Below are 17,364 nucleotides of genomic sequence, written 5' to 3'. Positions count from 1 at the left end.
CCGCTCTGGCGCTATCGATCATCGAACGATGATGTCCTGCGAGCTCGCGTCGGTGCTGACCGGGGAAGCACCCGCCGTCTCGGGCACCGACGCCGGCTGTGCCTACTTTGTGCGGACGCGCTCACGCGCCCCTGCACGGAGACCCCACGCCGCCAGCGCGGCGGCCCCCACAAGCATGATCACGTAGACACCGGAGTTATCTGCCCTCAGAGCCAGAGCTCCCACCGCCCCACCGACGTAGATACCCACAGATCGCATAAACGCAAACAGCCGACCCTGCACCGCCTGCTCTGCGCCGTCAAACAGTTCCAACGACTTGGCGGGAACGACCACGGACACCGCACCCGCAACAGCCACCAGCGCCCCGCACAACGGGACCTGCAGCCACCACCAACCGAGCGGACGGAGCACCAAGGACACGATCGCGCTGGCTGCTGCCAGACCCGCCGACAAGAGCAGCGTCTTGGCAGCAGACATGTCGTTGGTCGCCCCGGTCACCGGCATCTGGATCACCAAGATCAAGCCGGCGAGCACCCCGAAGGAGACCCCGCCAAAGGCGATGGGAAGTCCGTCGTGAAGAACCCACTGGGTGGGGAGGACGCTTTCCGTCAGCGCGCCGAAGAACACCAGCGACGCCAGGTAATAGAGGGAGAACTCGAGCACCTTCACCCGCACCAGCCCCCGCCTCCAGGATGCGCGGCCGGAAGGCGACTTCTCGTCGACAGAGTCATCGACCTCGACCCGGTAGTTGTTCATCATCGCCAGGGCCAACGCGAGCAGGCCGAAAGTCACCGAATTTGCAACCATCAGCCCGGCGATGGCCGGCTCTCCGCCCCACATGATGAGGAGAGCCCCCAGCCCGGTACCAACGAACACCGCGAGGTTTCCCCAAAGGTATCGCAAGGAGAACGCGTACGGTCGGCTCCCCGGCTCCGTGACGCGCATCTGCAGGTTGAAGCGGATGGAGAAGAAGAGTCCGTTCCCGACGCCGATCAGGATTGCGGCCGCGACGACGGTCGCGGGGCCCGCGAAAATCAGCGCAGCCCATCCGAGCGCCTGGAACAGCGCGCCGAGGACCGCGGTGTCTCGGAGGCCCGCCCGCTTCTCAATGCGCGGCGTGACCAGGCTCTGGATCACGAGGTCCACGACAAGGATCGTCATGAAGTAGGTCGCCGGCGCCGTGCCCCCGAGCCTATGGCCCAGAAACAGGATCAGGTAGGGCCCGGCCATTCCACTACCGATGGCGTTAACACTGTTTGCCGCGATGAGGATCTTCGCGTCTCGCCCCAGGGGTGGAACTCCTACGGGCCGTTGCCACAATTCTCGAAGACGCGTCACGCGGATTCACCCGCCAGCCGGTCGAAGTCCGTCTCGTTGCATATCTGCTTGAAAGCCCGCAGCCCCAACGTGACGCATTGTGGACGGCTCATCAGAAGATCCTTGCCCATCTGCTCACCCAAGAAGTCAGGGGTCAGGGCGAGACACTCCTCACGCGACATCCCTTCAGTGGCCTCCAACAGCACCAACGTGGCTGCCCTAGACAGCGAGCACCCGGCGGCCTGGAAGAGCAACAGCGCTTGCGACCCATCCATGCGAACCATCATCCGCTGGCGGTCCCCACAGCCCGGGTTGAGCACCGAGACACCACGATTACCATGGGCCGCACCCCCGTGGACAGGGGCCTTCACATGGGCGTACAGGAAATCCTGATCGATCATTTTTGCCCTCGCGACGTACTGGAGCCGTCGGCTCTCTCGGTCAAAGTTGGAGACGGCAGACTCGAAGTCGCCCAGCACCGAGACGAGTTCCATGTCCGCATCTGCAAGCATGCGCTTGAGTTCGGTCGTCGTGTACAGCCTGACGCGGTGGAAATACGTCTTCATCTGACCCGCAGGGTCGAACAGTCTCAACCAGCAGTCCTTGTAGCCGGTCTCGAAGTCGAAGTTGAAGTGCATCATGTAGTGATATCCGCCGACCTCGGTCCAGCTCCTGACCACGAAGTCACGCACCAACTGCTCGCGGTTGGGAAGGTCCATCACGAAGATGCCGCCCTCCCGGAGGCTGGCACGCACATTGTTCAGCACCTCCTGATTCTGTTCGTCCGTGCCGTAGCCGAACGAGGAGAACATGCTGATGGCCATGCCCATCGGTTCCGGTGCGACGAAGTTCCCCGCGTCGGCACAGACCACCAGTTCAGGAGAATGCCCATGCTCAATCAGATTTCCGCGGCAGATCTCGACGCTGTCAGGTTTGATCTCCATCCCGACGGCGGTGAGTCCCGAGTTCAGGAGCGGAACCAGGTGCCGATCACGACCGCACACCACATCGTAGACGGACCGGATCCCGTTATCAGCGATCAGGGACTGAAGGAAGTCCAGCTCGACCTGGATGACCCCGGTCGAAGAGCAGGACCAGTCGGACAACCGCCAGAAGCCCTCGCCGAAGTAGTCCAGATAGCCGTCTTCGACGAAGTCGAACTGAACGCTCGGAGTTGCGCAGGTGGAGCGACGAATAGGGTGAAGCTTCTGATCAGTCGACATCGTCAGCGACCCCGAGGTTGGTGAACGTCTGGCACAGCTCGCACAGGCCGCTCGCCTCCGGCAGGGCACCCGGACCCACCTGGAAACTCATCTCGCAGCGCTTGCAGACGCGGAACTCCGGCATTCGAACGTACGACTCGAAGAGCCGCTGTTGACCCTCCATCATCTGGAAGGAACTACCGGGCAGGATGGTCTCCATCGTCTCGGCGATCATGTAATGGGCGTCTCGCACGAGGGAACCGCGCTGGAAGGTCACGGGAGATCCCTGCTTGTTGCTGTCGGGGTAGAGGGCCTCCAGGTAGAGCGTCAGCTCCTTCTTGCCGATCGGCCACAGCGGGTAGATGAACTCGATATCGTTCTGCATCCCCTTGTAGCTGCCGCCGAAGGGGAACCCGACGAACATGCTCTTCACGATCGAGGTCAGGATGTCTTCGCGCATGAGGCCGAAGCCGACTTTCTTGATGCCGTCACGACGCGCCACGCGCTCTACGGAGCTGCGCATCATCGAGTGCGAGGCAGCGATCAGGTAGGAGGGATCCACCTTGTCGCACACCTGCGACAGCGCCTCACGAGGCGTCACCCGGAGGCGGTAGGCAGACACCAGCTCGTCATCTTCGACCAGGGTCAGCGGGTGTTCGAAAGTCTCGGCCATCTTGATGGCGTACGAGGTCTCCGCCGGTTTGGAGAAGGCCATCACGTGAACGGCACTCAGCGAGTAGTCGGGCAAGCGGTGCTTGGTGCGGGAGAGGAAGTAACCTAGGGCCAGGCTGTCCTTTCCGCCCGAAACGGCGAGCAGGACTTTGTCCCCGTCCTCGATCAGGTTCTGGGAGATCGTCCCATCGACGAACATCTGCTCGATCCACTCGACGAACTCCTCCCGCCCGAAAACGATCTGGGTCGCGTTGTAGTCACCACCCTTGGAGTGGGCGAAATGACGCTTCGTGTAAAAGGGCTCAGCCGGAATTTCAACGCCCGCGTCGGGAGTCGCGCGGCTCTGCCACAAACCGTTCAGCGCGAGAATGTCGGGGAGGTGGTACGCCCGGACCATGTGAACCTTGTAGTCATGGGCGGGGTCGTAGACCTCACGCCAGTCATCGACGACCTCGCCGTCCTTGCGGACGATCACGGCATCGAAGGGGATGTGATTCCTGGCGATGACTTCACGAATGATCTCTCGAGGCTCGATGTCCAGATGGAACTTGCGATCGAGGCGATCGAGAAATTCGATGTACATTTTTGATCCTAAATCTGGGGCGTGCCGAAGACGGGCAGGGTTAAGACGCTGGTGCAGCAGGGAGGTGGGGGCCATCTGGACGAGGCGACCCCCACCCGAATTACTTAGAGGTGGGCGACGATGTCGCCGGCGCTCGCGCAGAAGAAGCGCTCGCGCCGGAGGTTCTCGGCCACGTTCTGCATGATGTCGAAGAGCGAACGAGCGCCGGCGACATCGGTGGGGAGGAACTCGGCAGAGAGCACGTCCTCAGCGTTGCTGAAATCGCGGATCTGCAAATGCATGGGAATCATCTGAATCCCCTTAATCGGCAGGCAACCGAAGCTGCTTGATTGGGGTTCACCCAAGTGATGGGATTCCGCCATGGTATCATCAAACGGGCTCACGCCGATGTAAAATGTTTGGAGAGTGCACCTTTGGCCAGTCCCACGGTTCAGCACCCCCTGACACGAGCCCGATCGGGCTTAAAGTAGCTCAACGCATCCCCTTGGACGATATTTGCCTCCGCTACACCCCGGGCAGCTCGCGCCACCGGCGCATCCAGTTCCACCTTGAGGAAATCCGTGAGGATGCCCACCAGATTCGCGTGGCACTCGGCGGTGTTGTCTGCCAGCAGCCCAATGCCGTAGATACTCATCAACGTCAGCAGCGTGTAGTGCTCCTTCTCGAAGGGGCTCGCCTTGTAGGTGGCCTGGACCGTGGTAAGTTTCCGCCGCAGTACCACGACGAGGAAGTTGCCGCTTCCGCAGGCGAGCTCACAGACCGTATCAAGTTAGATACAACGCCTTGCGGGTCATGCGCGACGATGATGGGATGAAGCTGGCGCGTGACTTGGGGAAACGCGGGATATTGCGAGCCGGTTGACGGTCCAAATGGATGGCTCGGTTCCAAAGGTTGGCGTGTCCCGGAGGCATCGTGAGGTGGCGTGAACCACGCTGGGCGACGTTGATTGTGGAGCGCCAAAAGGTATTGCCGCCAGCGACTTGCTATTAGCCCTGATCAAAGCGTGTATGTACGTAACGCAAAGACAGGAACAGCAGACCCTCAGCTCGGCCAGAACCATAAATATGCCCACCGGCACCACCAACGCTTTTCCCGGGATCGACAAGCCAGCGAACGTTTTCCATCGCAATTGACTCATCGCCCGACTCAACCTCACCCGCCCAGGGGTCTCGAGAATGGCGGGAACCATGCACTACTTCCAGGTGAAGGTCTTGCGGGTGATGAGGTAAAAGACGAGCGTGACGCCCACCAGATAGAGGCATCCCAACCCGGCATCCCACCAGGTTCCGACGTCCAGCACAGGCTTGAAGAGCGCCACGCGGAGATGGTGGATCGGCGTGTACGGGGCGAGCGTGACCACCCAGTCAGGCAGGACCTCGAGCGGCATGACCGCCCCACCGACGAACCCGAGGGGGATGATGATGAGGTTCGAGAGCATGGAGACGGCGGCGATTGAGGGGAAAACGATCGCCAGCAGCACCCCAACGAAGTAGAAGAGAAGATACCCGAGGAAAAGCGGGACGAGGCCGACCGGGGCGAGGGCCTCCGGATTCATCCCCACCCACGGCGTGAGGGCCAGGAGGAACACGACAATCACCTGGGCGATCATGAGCAGGGCTCCGACGAACGCCTGGGAGGTGAGGATCATGCCCGTGGAGATCGGGAAGGCTTTGAGCACCTGGAACATGCCGTTCTCGCGCCAGGTGGCCAGGTGGAGCGCCCCGGCGAATATGCCGACGTAGGCGACCCCGAAGGCGATGACGTTCGCCGCGATCTGGCTGACGTAGTCCATGGACGGGTCCGGCGCGGCGTCGCCGAAAGCCCTGACGAGAACGATGAGAAGGACCGCGGGGATGAGGAAGGTCGTGGCGAGTGTTGTGCTGTCACGCAGGTCCGATTTCAGAAGGACCCGGTTGAGCGAACGTATCGACGTCATTGTTCGATATTCCTTCCCGTGAGCTTGAAAAAGACATCCTCGAGGCGGCCCTGGCTGATCCGGGCTCCCGCACAGTCGACGCCGGCCCCGCTCAGCGTGACGAGGGCGCGCGCCGCGTCTTCGGTGTGCACGAGGATGCCGTCGTCGGACAGTTCAACGCGGTCGAAAATGCTCTTAATCATCGCCGCCTGGGGCACGGCCGCCGGCAGCAGGACGGTCGCCCCGAGCTCGGCGCCGGAAATGAGGGAACGGGGGGACCCGGTCGCGATGATCGTTCCACTATCGATGATCGACACGACGTCGCACAGTCGCTCCGCCTCCTCGAGGTAGTGGGTCGTGTAGAGCACCGTCAGTCCGTCGGTGAAGTCCGTGTCCCTCAACAGGTCGACGAGGGATTTGCGGGCAACCGGGTCGAGTCCGGCCGTCGGCTCATCGAGGAACAGAACCTCGGGACGGTGAACGAGAGCCGAGGCGACCGCGAGGCGCTGGCGTTCGCCACCCGACAGGTTCTCGCACTTTGTGTCGGCCACCTGCCCCAGGTTGAGGGCATCAATGACCGTGCTGACGTAGGTTCGGTCAGACCCGAAAATATCGGCGACAGCGTGCAGGTGCTCGATGAGCGACATGCGAACGAAGAAGGCGGGACGCTGGTGCTGGATTCCGACGCGGCGAAGCAGGTTCGCGTTTCTCGGCCACGGGTTCGTATCGAGGAGTCGCACGGAACCTTTAGTCTGCTGAATAAAGCCGAGAAGAGTGTTGAAAAGCGTCGTTTTTCCCGCGCCGTTCGAGCCGAGGATTCCGTGGAAGGATCCCGATGCCACCTCGAGCTCAAGGTCGTTCAGAATCGTTTTGCTACCGAACGTGACGTTGAGCCCCGTTGTCGATACGGCGATGGTCATTAATGTTCCGTTCTTTCGTGTGTAGGCGGGCAGAGGTGGGCGCGGCAGTTCACGCGGGTCTGCCGTAGGAACGGGTGACAGTGGTTACGCAGCCTGGTCGGCTGCTGTTGCCATGATTGTCTCAAACTCGATGCAGGTCAACCGTTCGAGCCGTTTCTGCGTCCGCCTGGGACAGCTACGCCTCGACGCAACACTTCGTTCTCTTGCTCCATCAAGCCTATGGGCCGGTGGGCCCATGCAGGGCTACGCCTCCATGATGGTGGTTTCCGGTTCATGCTCACCGGTGTCGATGCAGCCCTGGCGCAGCCATCCCAAAGTCTGCATCCAAACGGGTCTCTAAACATCCACTGAAACACCCCGGATACACGACGAGCATCCGGGTAGGTTCGCGTCGGCCAGTGCCCGCCCACATACCGGGTCAAGGACGACAGGCAACGGTGAAAAATGATCCCGCATCCGCCCACCCCAGCTCCGGACAAATGGCGCGCCCTCGGTCCGTGAGGAGCCGAGATCCGTGCTTCCACAGTAAATATGCAGCTCTCCTGGACATGGAAACTGACATCAGACGCCACCACTACCCCCATACTAGGGGAGCGCAAACCTGGCCAATGTCTCCACTTGGGTTCGTTTCCAGCACCACAACGAAAACTTAACAACTAATCAGAATTGCAACCGATATTCGTTGCCTCATGTGTGATACTCGAACTTATGTCAAGCCAACCGCGAAGCCGCCCTGCCGCACTGGGCACGGAAATCGCCGCAAAATTGCGCGAAGCTCTCGCCAGACGCCAGGTGACCCAGGCTGAACTCGGTAAACGGGTCAGCATCTCCACCAGTCAGATCAGCCTCTACCTCCGGGGCAGGCGATCGATGTCCCTCGATGAATTCAGCAATATCTGCGCCGCCCTCGACCTCTCCGCCGATGAGATCTTCAGTCAGGCATTCCTGGTCACCAATGACCAACGCCCCGATCGGAATCAGGGTCAGCCGCAACGAATGATGGGGGAGGGATCGTAGACGGTGGTCTGACTTTGCCTGTCTATCTCCACACCATCCAGATTACGGATGATCCGGGTATCCGACGTGGTGAAGCCCGGGGCGCCTGATGAAGGAACGCAGCCCTTGTCCGTGAGGGTGATCTGCTTAGGGGACGTCTGGGCCCACCTACCTCCGGACTGGGACTCCACGGTTACCGTCTTGACCCCGGTCATCCGCACGGTGACCGAATTGTCCCCGGTGCTCGCGTTGATCATGACGGGGTAGGGGGAATTGTTCCGGAACTGCAGGTCGATCAGCCCCTCGTACACGGTAGCCTCCCGCCCCGCCGGATACCGCGAGATGTAGTAGCTGTGGGGTGTGTGCGCCACATCATCGAAGCCCGCGAAGTACGCCGCGTTGTAGAGGGTTGTCGCAAACTGGCTGATTCCACCGCCGACGGCCGTGTCCGCGTGACCATTCAGGATGATGCCTGACTCCACGAATCCCTGAGCGGTGCCCCGAGGCCCGGTGTACCCATTCAGGGAGAACACCTGACCCGGCGCGACGACGGCGCCGTTCACCATCTCTGCGACCCGACGGATGTTCACGCCCGAGGCATAGGAGAAACCGGTGGTGGTGAATTCACTGACCGTTTCATCGAAGGTCGCTCTTTCGGCGTCCTCCGTCGTGAAGCTCGCTGATTCAGCGGTGTAACTGACATCGAATTCCTTCGGAGCCGAGCCCGTGATCCGGTCCGGGAGGCCGTCGACCAACTTATCCCAGTCCAGTGCCCGACCATCGGTATGCGGCGTGACGCTACGCCCATCTCCGGTGAACGTGATGCGGGCGTTTTTCACCGGAATCTCAGTCCCCGCGAGATTCTCGGCGAGAATCTCGCGGGCGCGCTGGGTGTTCACATCAGTGTGTAGTGCGGTGCCTTCAGGTCGAAAAGTGACCACCTCTCCCATGCGCTCAACGGGAATGATTCCGTCGACGCCATCTGCACCGTGCGCGACCACGGGACCGGAGAGCGCCCGTGCGGCGTCACCACCGACAACGTTCTTGACCGCAACCGCACCGATGACCGGTTCGGTCTCCTCAACTTTCACCTGTACCCCGTCAGGGTTAAGCCAGTCGGCGGTGAGCCGTTTCCGTAGTGTCTCCGGATCAACACTCTGTCCGGAGGCTGGCTCTGTCACCCGTGCCTCGCCGGACTCAAGATGAACCTCTCCCTCAGTAGGCTGGATCATGAGTTCCGTGGTGAGGCGCTCAAGCTCAGGGGCGAGAGCCGCATCATCGACATCACTGACGATGCCCACCTCACGTTCTCCGATCAGGCCCCGGAAGCGGGCGATGGGGTTGAGCGGTTGCCGTCCTGCGGCAGTCACCGTGGCTTCCCAGTCGGGGCGCAATCCGGCCGTCGACGGGTCCACGACCGCTTCTGCGGCTCCCGCAGTCACCGCGACCGGAGCCGCGAGAGAATCATCAAGTTCCGTGGACAGTAGGTGTTCTGCATCATGTGGTTTCATTCCCCCTATCGCGATGCCCGCGACAGTGACGCCTCTGGGAACCTTGTCCCTGGTGAGGAGGTAATCAACGGTGTAGACGGCACCCGCGAGAATGAGGACACCCATGATGGCACCGAGAATGACGGCCCATGTCCGACGTCCAGAAGCTGTAGCGTTCTCGGCGGGGACTGGGGAGACGGGTTCAACGGTATGCACAACGAACACACTATCCACCGGTTGGTTCGGCTGCGACTTCCTTGCATCCCAGCAACCCCGGCGTTATGGGAACGTTACCGGCATGCGATGGTGCCACGGGTTTTTCAGAGACGCCCGGGGCCCAGATTCTGCAGTTGAACCCTCAGTGCGGAAGCGTCTAGTTGTTCCTCCTGGAACTCCCCTGCGGTAACCGCACGGTCCACCGTGTCCACAGCAGCGACGAGGTCATCAGTGGAAATCCACAGGGCAACGTCCGCTCCCGCACGCAGGGACTCGAGAACCGCCTGCGGAGCGGTGAGAAGAGTGTTCACGGCCATCATGCCGGAAAGATCGTCGGTGTAGATGACCCCGTCGAATGGTTCTCCACCCGGGTAGTCCCCGCGTCGCAGAAGTTCATACACGGCCGGGTTAAGCGTCGCGGGTAGACCTTCCTCCCCCAGTCCGGGGACGATCATGTGTCCGATCATCACTGCACCCGGTGCGGCGGCGAGGACGGGACCGTAGGGTTTCAGATCAAGTTCCTTGAGCGCTTCAAGATCCGGGGTGAGCACCTGATCATAGTGACTGTCTCCGGTGGCGTGACCATGCCCGGGGAAGTGCTTGAACACCGGTGTGATCCCCGCATCCCGGAGCCCGTTGGCAAACGCGGAGGCGTATTGTGCCGCCCGGTCAGGGTTCGATGAAAAACTGCGGTCTCCGATGGCCGCGGAAGCGGGTTCCCCGGTGGTGTCCAGGACGGGGGCAAAATCAACGGTGATCCCGGCACCCGCCAGCTTGGTACCCAATTCAGCGGCGAGAGCACGAACCTGCTCCGGGGTCATGGTCTCCGCCATTGTCCGTGGCGAGGGAAGATGCCCGAAAATGCCCGGTTGCCTGACGACGCGTCCACCCTCAGCGTCGATCGTGACCGCGAAAGGCCTCTTGATGACGTCCCGGAGCGCCGCGATGTTACGGTCCGAACCGGTGAGGAGCGAGGGATCCGTCCAGGACCCGATGAAGATTCCGCCCGCACCCTGTTGGAGGGCGAACAGGGCGTCATCGTAGTCCCTGACACCCACCGTCATCAGGGAGGCTATGCGTGCGCGCCGGTCCTCCGGGACGTTCTTCTTCGCCACTGCGACAGGGTCGGTGAGATGTTCAGGTGCCGGTGGTAGGGACGGCACGGCCTCCACCACCGGTGGTAACGGTGGCCCCTGGACCCCGGTGCCCACACTGATGACGGGATGTACGGAATCCGGCGCATCCTGTGCGGGAGCAAAGCAGGCGGACAGTCCGAACACGACGACTCCCACGACGGCAGTAGCCCATGCACGTACGGATACGACGGCATCGCACGTTGTCCGCATGTTCTCTCCTTTTTCACAGGGTTACGTTCCACAGTGTGCCGGAGCACCCCGCCTGACGCGAACCTCGCTCCGGTCGACAACGCTACCCACCCGACTAGGATTGTGGGCCACGGACCGAGGTGGAACACCCGATCCCACCTATCGACAGCCAATTCGAGGAGCTCACACCATGCCGGAGTCCGATCCGACCACCATGCTCATCGCCTATGACGGCTCCACTGAGGCGCGCCGGGCGCTGACCTACGCCGCAGAATTGCTCTCCCCTAGGCATGTGCAGATCATCACCGCCTGGGAGCCAATGCAACGCCAGGCGGCTCGAGCTGCGGGAGCTCCCGGGGTCTCCGTCGTGGATTGGAGTGCGGACGATGGGGCAACGGACCCCGCGCACGATGAGGCACTCGCCATCTGCCGCGAAGGCGCAACGATCGCGGAATCGCTGGGCCTCATCGCCCACGCGCACCTCGTCGAGTCAACGGGCGCGATCTGGTCGGCGATCGTCGACGCCGCTGAACAGCTCCACCCTGACGTCATCGTCACCGGCACCCGGGGTAACACCGGTTTCCGGTCACTGCTCCAGTCATCCACCGCCGACAACGTTCTGCACCACGCGGGACTCCCGGTGTTCATTGTTCCCCCGTTGGAGGAGGATAATGAGTAACTGGTAGTCTCTGCTTTTGTCTCCGACATATCCCGCCCCCACGAGAGATCACGGCAGTAACTACCCATGGCATTTGATTCAGATTCCGATACGCGACGCACCCTCGGCCCAGCGTTGGCCAGCGTCGTGGTCGGTGTGATCCTCGGCGGCGCTGCGGTCATCGGCGTGGCGAAGCTCTCGGGGCAGGACCAGATTCCGCAGGACCAGGTCATCAGCAGTGATGAGGCTCTCCTCGGTGGCGCGGAGTACGGCTCCCGCGAGTAGCGCGTGCGTATCGACGCCCGCCCCCATCTCACCGGTTGGCTACTACTGGGGTTACTGGCCTTCCTGCAGTCTCCCGGGCGCACCGTCGCCGACACCAAACATGACCTCGCCGCCGATCCGGCCGGGTTCCTAACCCAGGCCACCACAGCGTGGTCGGATATTTTTCCCCTCGGGCAGGTGCAGAACCAGGCGTACGGCTATCTTTTCCCGCAGGGCCTGTTCTTCGTGCTCACGAATCCGCTCCCCGACTGGGTGGCGCAACGGCTCTGGTGGATGGTGGTCTTCGGGGTGGCTTACTCCGGCTTCCTCCAGCTAGTCCGCGGGCTCGACGTGGGTAGCCCGGTGTTCCGGGTGCTCGCCGCAGTTCTCTACGCCCTCTCTCCCCGGATGCTGACCACCTTGGGCGCGATCTCCTCCGAGTCCTGGCCGGTGGCTCTCGCCCCGTGGATCCTCGCTCCCCTCGTCATCGATAGGCTCACCGGCCGACGGGTCGCGGCGTCTGTGCTCGCGGTCGCCTGGCTAGGGGCCATCAACGCCACGGCGACGCTCGCGGCGTGTGTGCCCGCCGGGATCGCCTTGGCGTGGTGTGTTCTGCATAGACAGCCCGGCGCGGTCCGGATGGGCGCGGTCTGGGGCGTCGGCTGCGCGGCGGTGTCCGCCTGGTGGATCATCCCGTTGCTCGTGCTTGGACACTACGCGCCACCGTTCACGGATTTCATTGAGAACGCTTACGTGACCACCCGGTGGTTGAATCCCACGGAGATTCTGCGGGGGACGACGAGCTGGGCGCCGTTCGTCGACACTGAACGGGTGGCCGGGAACCTCCTGGTGACCTCCCCGGTGTTCATTCTGTTCACCTCCGGTATCGCGGCGCTGGGCCTCGTAGGACTCTGTCGGCCTCTTCCCCGGCGCGGCCTGTGGGTGGGGATGCTGCTCGTCGGACTGGTGATTCTCGGTGCAGCGCACGGCCCGCTGGGCCCGGAGATCCGGTCCTTCCTCGACGGGCCTGGCGCGGCGTTGCGTAACATCCACAAGTTCGACCCCGTGGTGCGGCTCCCGCTGCTCGTCGGATTCGCGGCCCTCGGTCGGGTACTGCCGGTGCCGTCGACACGCGCAGAACTAGTGTATCCGGGGCGTCGACACGCGGCCGCCGCCCTCGTCGCGCTCGTCGCGCTCGGTGCGTATGCCCCGGCGCTCAGTGGTCGGCTCGCCCCCCGAGGCGGCTGGACGGAGGTGCCCGCGTACTGGCGGGAGACCGCGGACTGGCTGAACGCCCACGCACGCGACACCCGGACGTTGATCCTGCCGTCGACGTCCTTCGCCCGGCAAGACTGGGGGTGGACTCGCGATGAACCACTGCAACCGCTGCTCGATGTCCCGTGGGTCGTCCGGGACGCGGTCCCACTCGTTCCTCCGGAGGCGATCCGTGGTCTCGACGGTATTGATGCGGTACTGAGTTCCCCGGCCATCGATCCCGCGGACGCGATTCACGCCATCCGCAGACTGGGGGTCGGAATGATCGTGGTGCGCAATGATCTTCCCGATGCGCCCGCCGGTGATCTGGTGGAGCGGCTGAGGGACAGTGGCGCTGCCGCACACGACTTCGGCCCAGTCACCGTCTTCGAGGTTGATCCCGGTCTGAACATGACCACGACCACGGATGCACCTCTCCGGGTCGCCGGGGGCGGGGAGTCACTCGCGCTTCTCGACGCCCTCACCGGCCCCGCCGCACGCGCCCTCGTCGACGGCGACGCGGAGGTCGTCACCGACACCCCGCAGCTCGTCGCCCGCAACTACGGCACGGTGCGGGACGCGGTCTCCGCGCCACTGGCCGACCCTTCGGAGGGTAAAGACGTGCGCAATCCGGTGCCCGATTATCCTTCGATCGGACCGTTGACCCGCGTCACCGAACAGGGTGGAAGCGTCCGAGCGTCCTCCTCGGCGGCGAACGCCACGAGCTTCGGTGGAGCAGACCCGGGTGCGTCGGTTACCGCCGCCGTCGACCGCGACCCCACCACCGCCTGGTATCCCACCCCGGGCCGCCAGGCAGGCGAGTGGATCGAGATCACCGCCGATCACCCGGTATCCGATCCGGTGCTACGGATCACCGCCACCGGTGCCGACGTGGATGTGACCGTCAGCGCCGGAGACGCGAGCGTCGACACCCGTCTGGTGGCCGACGAATCCACCCGGGTGCGGGTTCCCGGTGGCCCGACCGACACCGTCCGCGTGACGCTCAGCGCATCGCGGGACCGGGCGGGAATCGCCCGGATCGCACTCGACGGTGCACCCATCCGCCGGACCGTGACGGTACCGGACACTTCCCCGGATGCGCGGCAGTTCCTCCTCCAGCGGATCACCACCGGGGAGGACGTCCTCGACCGTGTTTTCACCGCCCCCCGGGACATGACCCTGCTCCTCGACTCCCCCGACTGCCGGGATCCGCGACCCGTCGACGAGGACCCCAACCACGGGATCACGCTCGCCGATCAGGCGCGGGAACGCAGCATCCGGATTGACGGCGCATTTGTATCATGCGGAACGGTACACCTCGCAGCCGGGGAACATCATATCCGCACCCGACAGGACTGGACGCTGCTCACCGAGGAAGGATTCACCGGCGGCATCACACCGGTCAGTGTGGGGCGTGATCTCGCACCGGCGGACACCGACCGGCTGCTCATCACCGGGCGCGCCGCCCTCGACGGGCTGACCGCCACCGTCGGCGGTACCGCGGTGGACGCAGACGTGATCGATGCGGCGACCCGATCCTTCCACGTCCCGGCGGGGGTGTCCGGCGCCGTGGAACTGCACTTCGCCGGAGACACACCCTACCGGGCGGGACTCATCGGCGGCGCCGTGGCCTGGCTCTGCGCCGTGGTGCTGTGCGCACTCGCGGTGATCCGCAGCCGGGAGAACTTCGTGCCCACCCTGGACACCGGCCACTCGAGGGCCCTTCTCACGCTCGGCGGTGCGGTCACTCTCTGGCTCGTCGGCGGCTGGTTCGGGCTTCTCCTCGGAGTGGCGACGCGGGCGGTGGTGCGGTACACCCTGATCCCGGCGTCCGTTCTCGCCGGTGGTGGGGTGGCCCTGGCCGGGATGTGGCTCGCCCACGCGCCCTGGCCGCAAGGTGGCTACGCCGGGGACGCATCCTTCGTCGGGCTCGCCGCCCTGGTCTCGGTGGCGGCAGGGATATCGGCGGGGAACTCCCGACCGAGATAGCGCCGACATCCGCACAGACAAACGCCCCCGGGCAGGCGCTTTATCGGCGCGTCCCCGGGGGCTTACGCCGCCAATACTAGCTCAGATCCCCGGCCCGAGCAGTAGTTGATGATTGCTCCGGTGTGCATACGTCTGGTTCAACGGACGGACCTCCCGTGGATTCCCTCCCGGTCGTCGTACCTTTCCGCCGGGTCATGATTCGCCGGGTCATCGTCCGGGCCGGTTCCTCCACGAGTACGTACATGGCAGCCGACACCGGGATCGTCACCGCGATGGTCAGCACCGCAATCAGTGCGGTGTGCCCGGTGAACGGAGAGATACCTGTCAGCGGGAACATAAGCTCCAGCACCGGCAGGTGGACGAGGAAGATGGAGTAGGACCAGCGTCCGAGCGCCTGGAACACCGGCGTCGTCAGTAACCCCTCCCTGGGCGCCAGGGCGTAGGGCAGGACGACGGCAGCGGTGAACACCGTGCCTGCCAGAACGCGGAGCACAAACTCGTCCGGTTCCGGGTGCACGAGGCCAACCGGCCCGTACCAGGGTTGGGCCGCAACCCACAGGGCCACAGCAGCAACGCCCCACCACACCGGCCGTCGGCCCAGCGCACGAAGCACCCTCCGGGGAACCCGGCCCTCCACCTCGGCGGCAAACATTCCGACGGCAAACCAGCAGGTGAATGCTGGGGGGAGGATCTGAAGGTTGGGCACACCCGGCGCGGGTGACGCGGCAACGAACGGTAACCACGCCCACCCCAGGCTCACCACCGCGACGGCGAGAATCGCGGGTATCCGAGAACGCGCGGGCAAGAGTCCCACCGCGAGCGCCAGCAGTGGTAACGCGGCATAGAAAGCGACCTCGACGCACAGGGACCACAGGTGCGTGAGCCCTGGGGCGAGACCACCCGGGACGTAGATCTGGGTCATCGTCAGGTTCGCCACCTTTTGGACACCGGTGGCGCGATAGGCATTAGGCAGGAGCAGCAGCACCCCTGCGACCACCACCAGGTAGGCGGGGAAAATCCGAACGGCGCGGCTGACCAGGTACCACCCCCAGGTGGTGTCTCGCCCGGCGCACGGGCCATAACGCCGCCACAGCAGGAACGCCGACAACGTGAAGAAAACCGGGACAAAGAAGTCGAACCGCCCGAGTATCCCGCCGAGGAAGCTGGTGGGGGGCAGGCCGGTCTGGAAGGCGACGTGGGTGAGCAGAACTCCGATGGAGGCAACGGCACGCAGCCCCTCGAGCGAGGCGTTGAACCGTGTAGTTTCCGGGTACGATCCTTCTGTGCCCATGGCGCGGCCGCCTTTCCGCCCGCGTCATCCGGGCACATGTTCTTGCACAGATCCTAGTTGGAAGGGGGTCGCGATGGCCTCGCGGGTCTCCGGTTTCATTGCTCTCACTCTCGGCGTGGCGCTCATCGCCGTCGCCCTTCTCCTGCCGTCTTTCCTGATTCCACGCCTGAAGGTGATCCCGCTGGATGCGGGCGGTAAGACCGTCACCCGAGAGGTGGAAGCGACGCTGTTGGATTCCCGAGCGTTCGGGACACGTGAAGTACTGCCCGAGCATGCGGGAGATTCCGCGTGTGAGGGGGATCATCCCCGGGTGTCCTGCTTCATCAGCCATTCGACCCCCGTCTTCGGAAGCCGTAGCATCGGCGTGGTCGAGCCGGCCGACAAGGACGTCGTCACGTTGCGGGCGGGCAACATCCTGATGCGTACGGATCGCCCGGAACCTGAGAACGTGATCTCCGCGACGGTGGACACAGTTACCCTGAACCGGCGAACTGCTCTGCCAGTTCTAGAACCCGTGTCGAGCTTCCATGCGACATCGCCGCGACTGGGTCTGGATGACATGCGCAACGGCTTCATTCGCGAGGGCATCCAGTACCAGTTCCCCTTCGATTCGGAGGCGCGCTCATACCCGTACTTCGACACCACCGCACAGGCGACGTATCCCGTCGATTTCGTTGATGAGGACATTCTTCCGGGGCATGAGGATGTCGAGGTGATGCGCTACAACCAGCAGATCGAACCTGTCAACATGTTCACCGCGATCAGTAGGGTGTTCAATCTGGACGGTGAGATCAGTGAACATGAGAAGGCGTCGTTGAACGCCCTGCGGATGAGCACACCCGCGCGTGACTGGTACACACCCGAGGAACTTGAGCAGCAAGGGCTGGATCCGGAAGAGCGGGTGACGATGACCCGCTACTACGCCAATGACCGTACGCTGTGGGTCGAGCCGACGACGGGTGTGATCGTGCACGGCCGCGAATACCTCAACTATTTCTTCGCCCGCAATGATGCCGAGGCGCAAGCTGTCGCACAGGCTCATTTCGCCGCCCCCGAGTCGGACGGTAACCCGAACCGGACGGCGCTCGCGATGACAGCCGAGTGGAACACCGACACGCAGGAACGTCAGTGGGAAAAAGCCCTTGAAGGCCGATCGAAACTGAATCTGTTGGGCACGGTTGGCTGGGGTATCGGTGTCGTCGGCGCTCTGTTGATTCTGCTGGGTGGCTGGCTATTGCGCCGCCGTCCGGAGGCCCGGTCGTAGACTCTGTG

At 63.5% G+C, this 17,364-nt stretch carries 15 protein-coding genes; 5 read left to right on the top strand and 10 right to left on the bottom strand.

All coding sequences use genetic code 11. From position 1 onward, the window contains the following. Positions 1 to 102: 102 nt before the first annotated feature. The 7 genes from QWU44_RS09510 to QWU44_RS09480 all read right to left on the bottom strand — a co-directional run bounded on the left by QWU44_RS09510 (position 103) and on the right by QWU44_RS09480 (position 6,609). Positions 103 to 1,338 (bottom strand): MFS transporter, encoded by a 1,236-nt coding sequence (locus tag QWU44_RS09510; RefSeq protein WP_370915453.1) that lies wholly within the window; start codon positions 1,336 to 1,338, stop codon positions 103 to 105. Beyond that, positions 1,335 to 2,540 carry an iron-sulfur cluster assembly scaffold protein gene (locus QWU44_RS09505; protein ID WP_370915452.1) on the bottom strand — a complete coding sequence of 402 codons (1,206 nt, stop codon included), beginning with the start codon at positions 2,538 to 2,540 and terminating at the stop codon, positions 1,335 to 1,337. Before QWU44_RS09505 ends, QWU44_RS09510 begins: the two co-directional genes overlap by 4 nt. Next, on the bottom strand, positions 2,530 to 3,774 hold the full coding sequence (locus QWU44_RS09500; RefSeq protein ID WP_370915451.1) for a hypothetical protein: 1,245 nt from the start codon (positions 3,772 to 3,774) through the stop codon (positions 2,530 to 2,532). The genes QWU44_RS09505 and QWU44_RS09500 overlap by 11 nt, the downstream gene beginning before the upstream one ends. A 104-nt stretch (positions 3,775 to 3,878) precedes the next feature. Continuing rightward, positions 3,879 to 4,157, bottom strand: a complete 279-nt coding sequence (locus tag QWU44_RS09495) for a hypothetical protein (protein WP_370915450.1) — start codon at positions 4,155 to 4,157, stop codon at positions 3,879 to 3,881. A gap of 47 nt (positions 4,158 to 4,204) precedes the next feature. Further along, a complete protein-coding gene (locus QWU44_RS09490; RefSeq protein ID WP_370915449.1) occupies positions 4,205 to 4,495 on the bottom strand; it encodes a hypothetical protein in 291 nt (96 codons plus the stop codon). A gap of 471 nt (positions 4,496 to 4,966) precedes the next feature. Then, a complete protein-coding gene (locus QWU44_RS09485; protein WP_370915448.1) occupies positions 4,967 to 5,710 on the bottom strand; it encodes an ABC transporter permease in 744 nt (247 codons plus the stop codon). After that, entirely contained in the window at positions 5,707 to 6,609 is a 903-nt protein-coding gene (locus QWU44_RS09480) for an ABC transporter ATP-binding protein (protein WP_370915447.1), read from the bottom strand. Before QWU44_RS09480 ends, QWU44_RS09485 begins: the two co-directional genes overlap by 4 nt. 708 nt (positions 6,610 to 7,317) lie before the next feature. Between QWU44_RS09480 and QWU44_RS09475 the strand changes: the two genes are divergently transcribed. After that, the gene (locus tag QWU44_RS09475; protein ID WP_370915446.1) at positions 7,318 to 7,626 is read left to right on the top strand and encodes a helix-turn-helix transcriptional regulator; all 309 of its coding nucleotides are present in this window, start codon (positions 7,318 to 7,320) and stop codon (positions 7,624 to 7,626) included. Here the strand turns inward: QWU44_RS09475 and QWU44_RS09470 are convergent. Then, positions 7,593 to 9,221, bottom strand: coding sequence for a VanW family protein (locus QWU44_RS09470; protein ID WP_370915583.1), 1,629 nt, complete (start codon positions 9,219 to 9,221; stop codon positions 7,593 to 7,595). The two genes, QWU44_RS09475 and QWU44_RS09470, sit on opposite strands and share 34 nt — an antisense overlap. A gap of 194 nt (positions 9,222 to 9,415) precedes the next feature. Next, complete coding sequence (locus QWU44_RS09465) at positions 9,416 to 10,657, bottom strand: glycoside hydrolase family 3 N-terminal domain-containing protein (RefSeq protein WP_370915445.1); 1,242 nt, start codon at positions 10,655 to 10,657, stop codon at positions 9,416 to 9,418. A 169-nt stretch (positions 10,658 to 10,826) separates the two neighbouring features. Between QWU44_RS09465 and QWU44_RS09460 the strand changes: the two genes are divergently transcribed. From QWU44_RS09460 to QWU44_RS09450, 3 genes are all read left to right on the top strand, one after another. Further along, positions 10,827 to 11,315 (top strand): universal stress protein, encoded by a 489-nt coding sequence (locus QWU44_RS09460; protein ID WP_370915444.1) that lies wholly within the window; start codon positions 10,827 to 10,829, stop codon positions 11,313 to 11,315. Positions 11,316 to 11,381: 66 nt separating this feature from the next. Next, positions 11,382 to 11,579: a DUF2613 domain-containing protein gene (locus QWU44_RS09455; protein ID WP_370915443.1), complete on the top strand. Its 198-nt coding sequence runs from the start codon at positions 11,382 to 11,384 to the stop codon at positions 11,577 to 11,579. Positions 11,580 to 11,582: 3 nt separating this feature from the next. Continuing rightward, entirely contained in the window at positions 11,583 to 14,801 is a 3,219-nt protein-coding gene (locus tag QWU44_RS09450) for an alpha-(1->3)-arabinofuranosyltransferase family protein (protein ID WP_370915442.1), read from the top strand. A gap of 76 nt (positions 14,802 to 14,877) precedes the next feature. On the opposite strand, the gene QWU44_RS09445 is transcribed toward QWU44_RS09450, so the two are convergent. Continuing rightward, positions 14,878 to 16,092: an acyltransferase family protein gene (locus QWU44_RS09445; RefSeq protein ID WP_370915441.1), complete on the bottom strand. Its 1,215-nt coding sequence runs from the start codon at positions 16,090 to 16,092 to the stop codon at positions 14,878 to 14,880. A gap of 73 nt (positions 16,093 to 16,165) precedes the next feature. Here QWU44_RS09445 and QWU44_RS09440 point away from each other — a divergent pair, with 73 nt between their 5' ends. Further along, positions 16,166 to 17,356: a DUF3068 domain-containing protein gene (locus tag QWU44_RS09440; protein WP_370915440.1), complete on the top strand. Its 1,191-nt coding sequence runs from the start codon at positions 16,166 to 16,168 to the stop codon at positions 17,354 to 17,356. Positions 17,357 to 17,364 lie beyond the last annotated feature (8 nt).

The sequence above is a fragment of the Corynebacterium sp. CCM 9203 genome (assembly GCF_041357675.1).
Taxonomy (GTDB): Bacteria; Actinomycetota; Actinomycetes; order Mycobacteriales; family Mycobacteriaceae; genus Corynebacterium.
The sequence above is the reverse complement of the archived record's forward strand: the minus strand, read 5'-3'. Positions and strand labels throughout refer to the sequence as shown.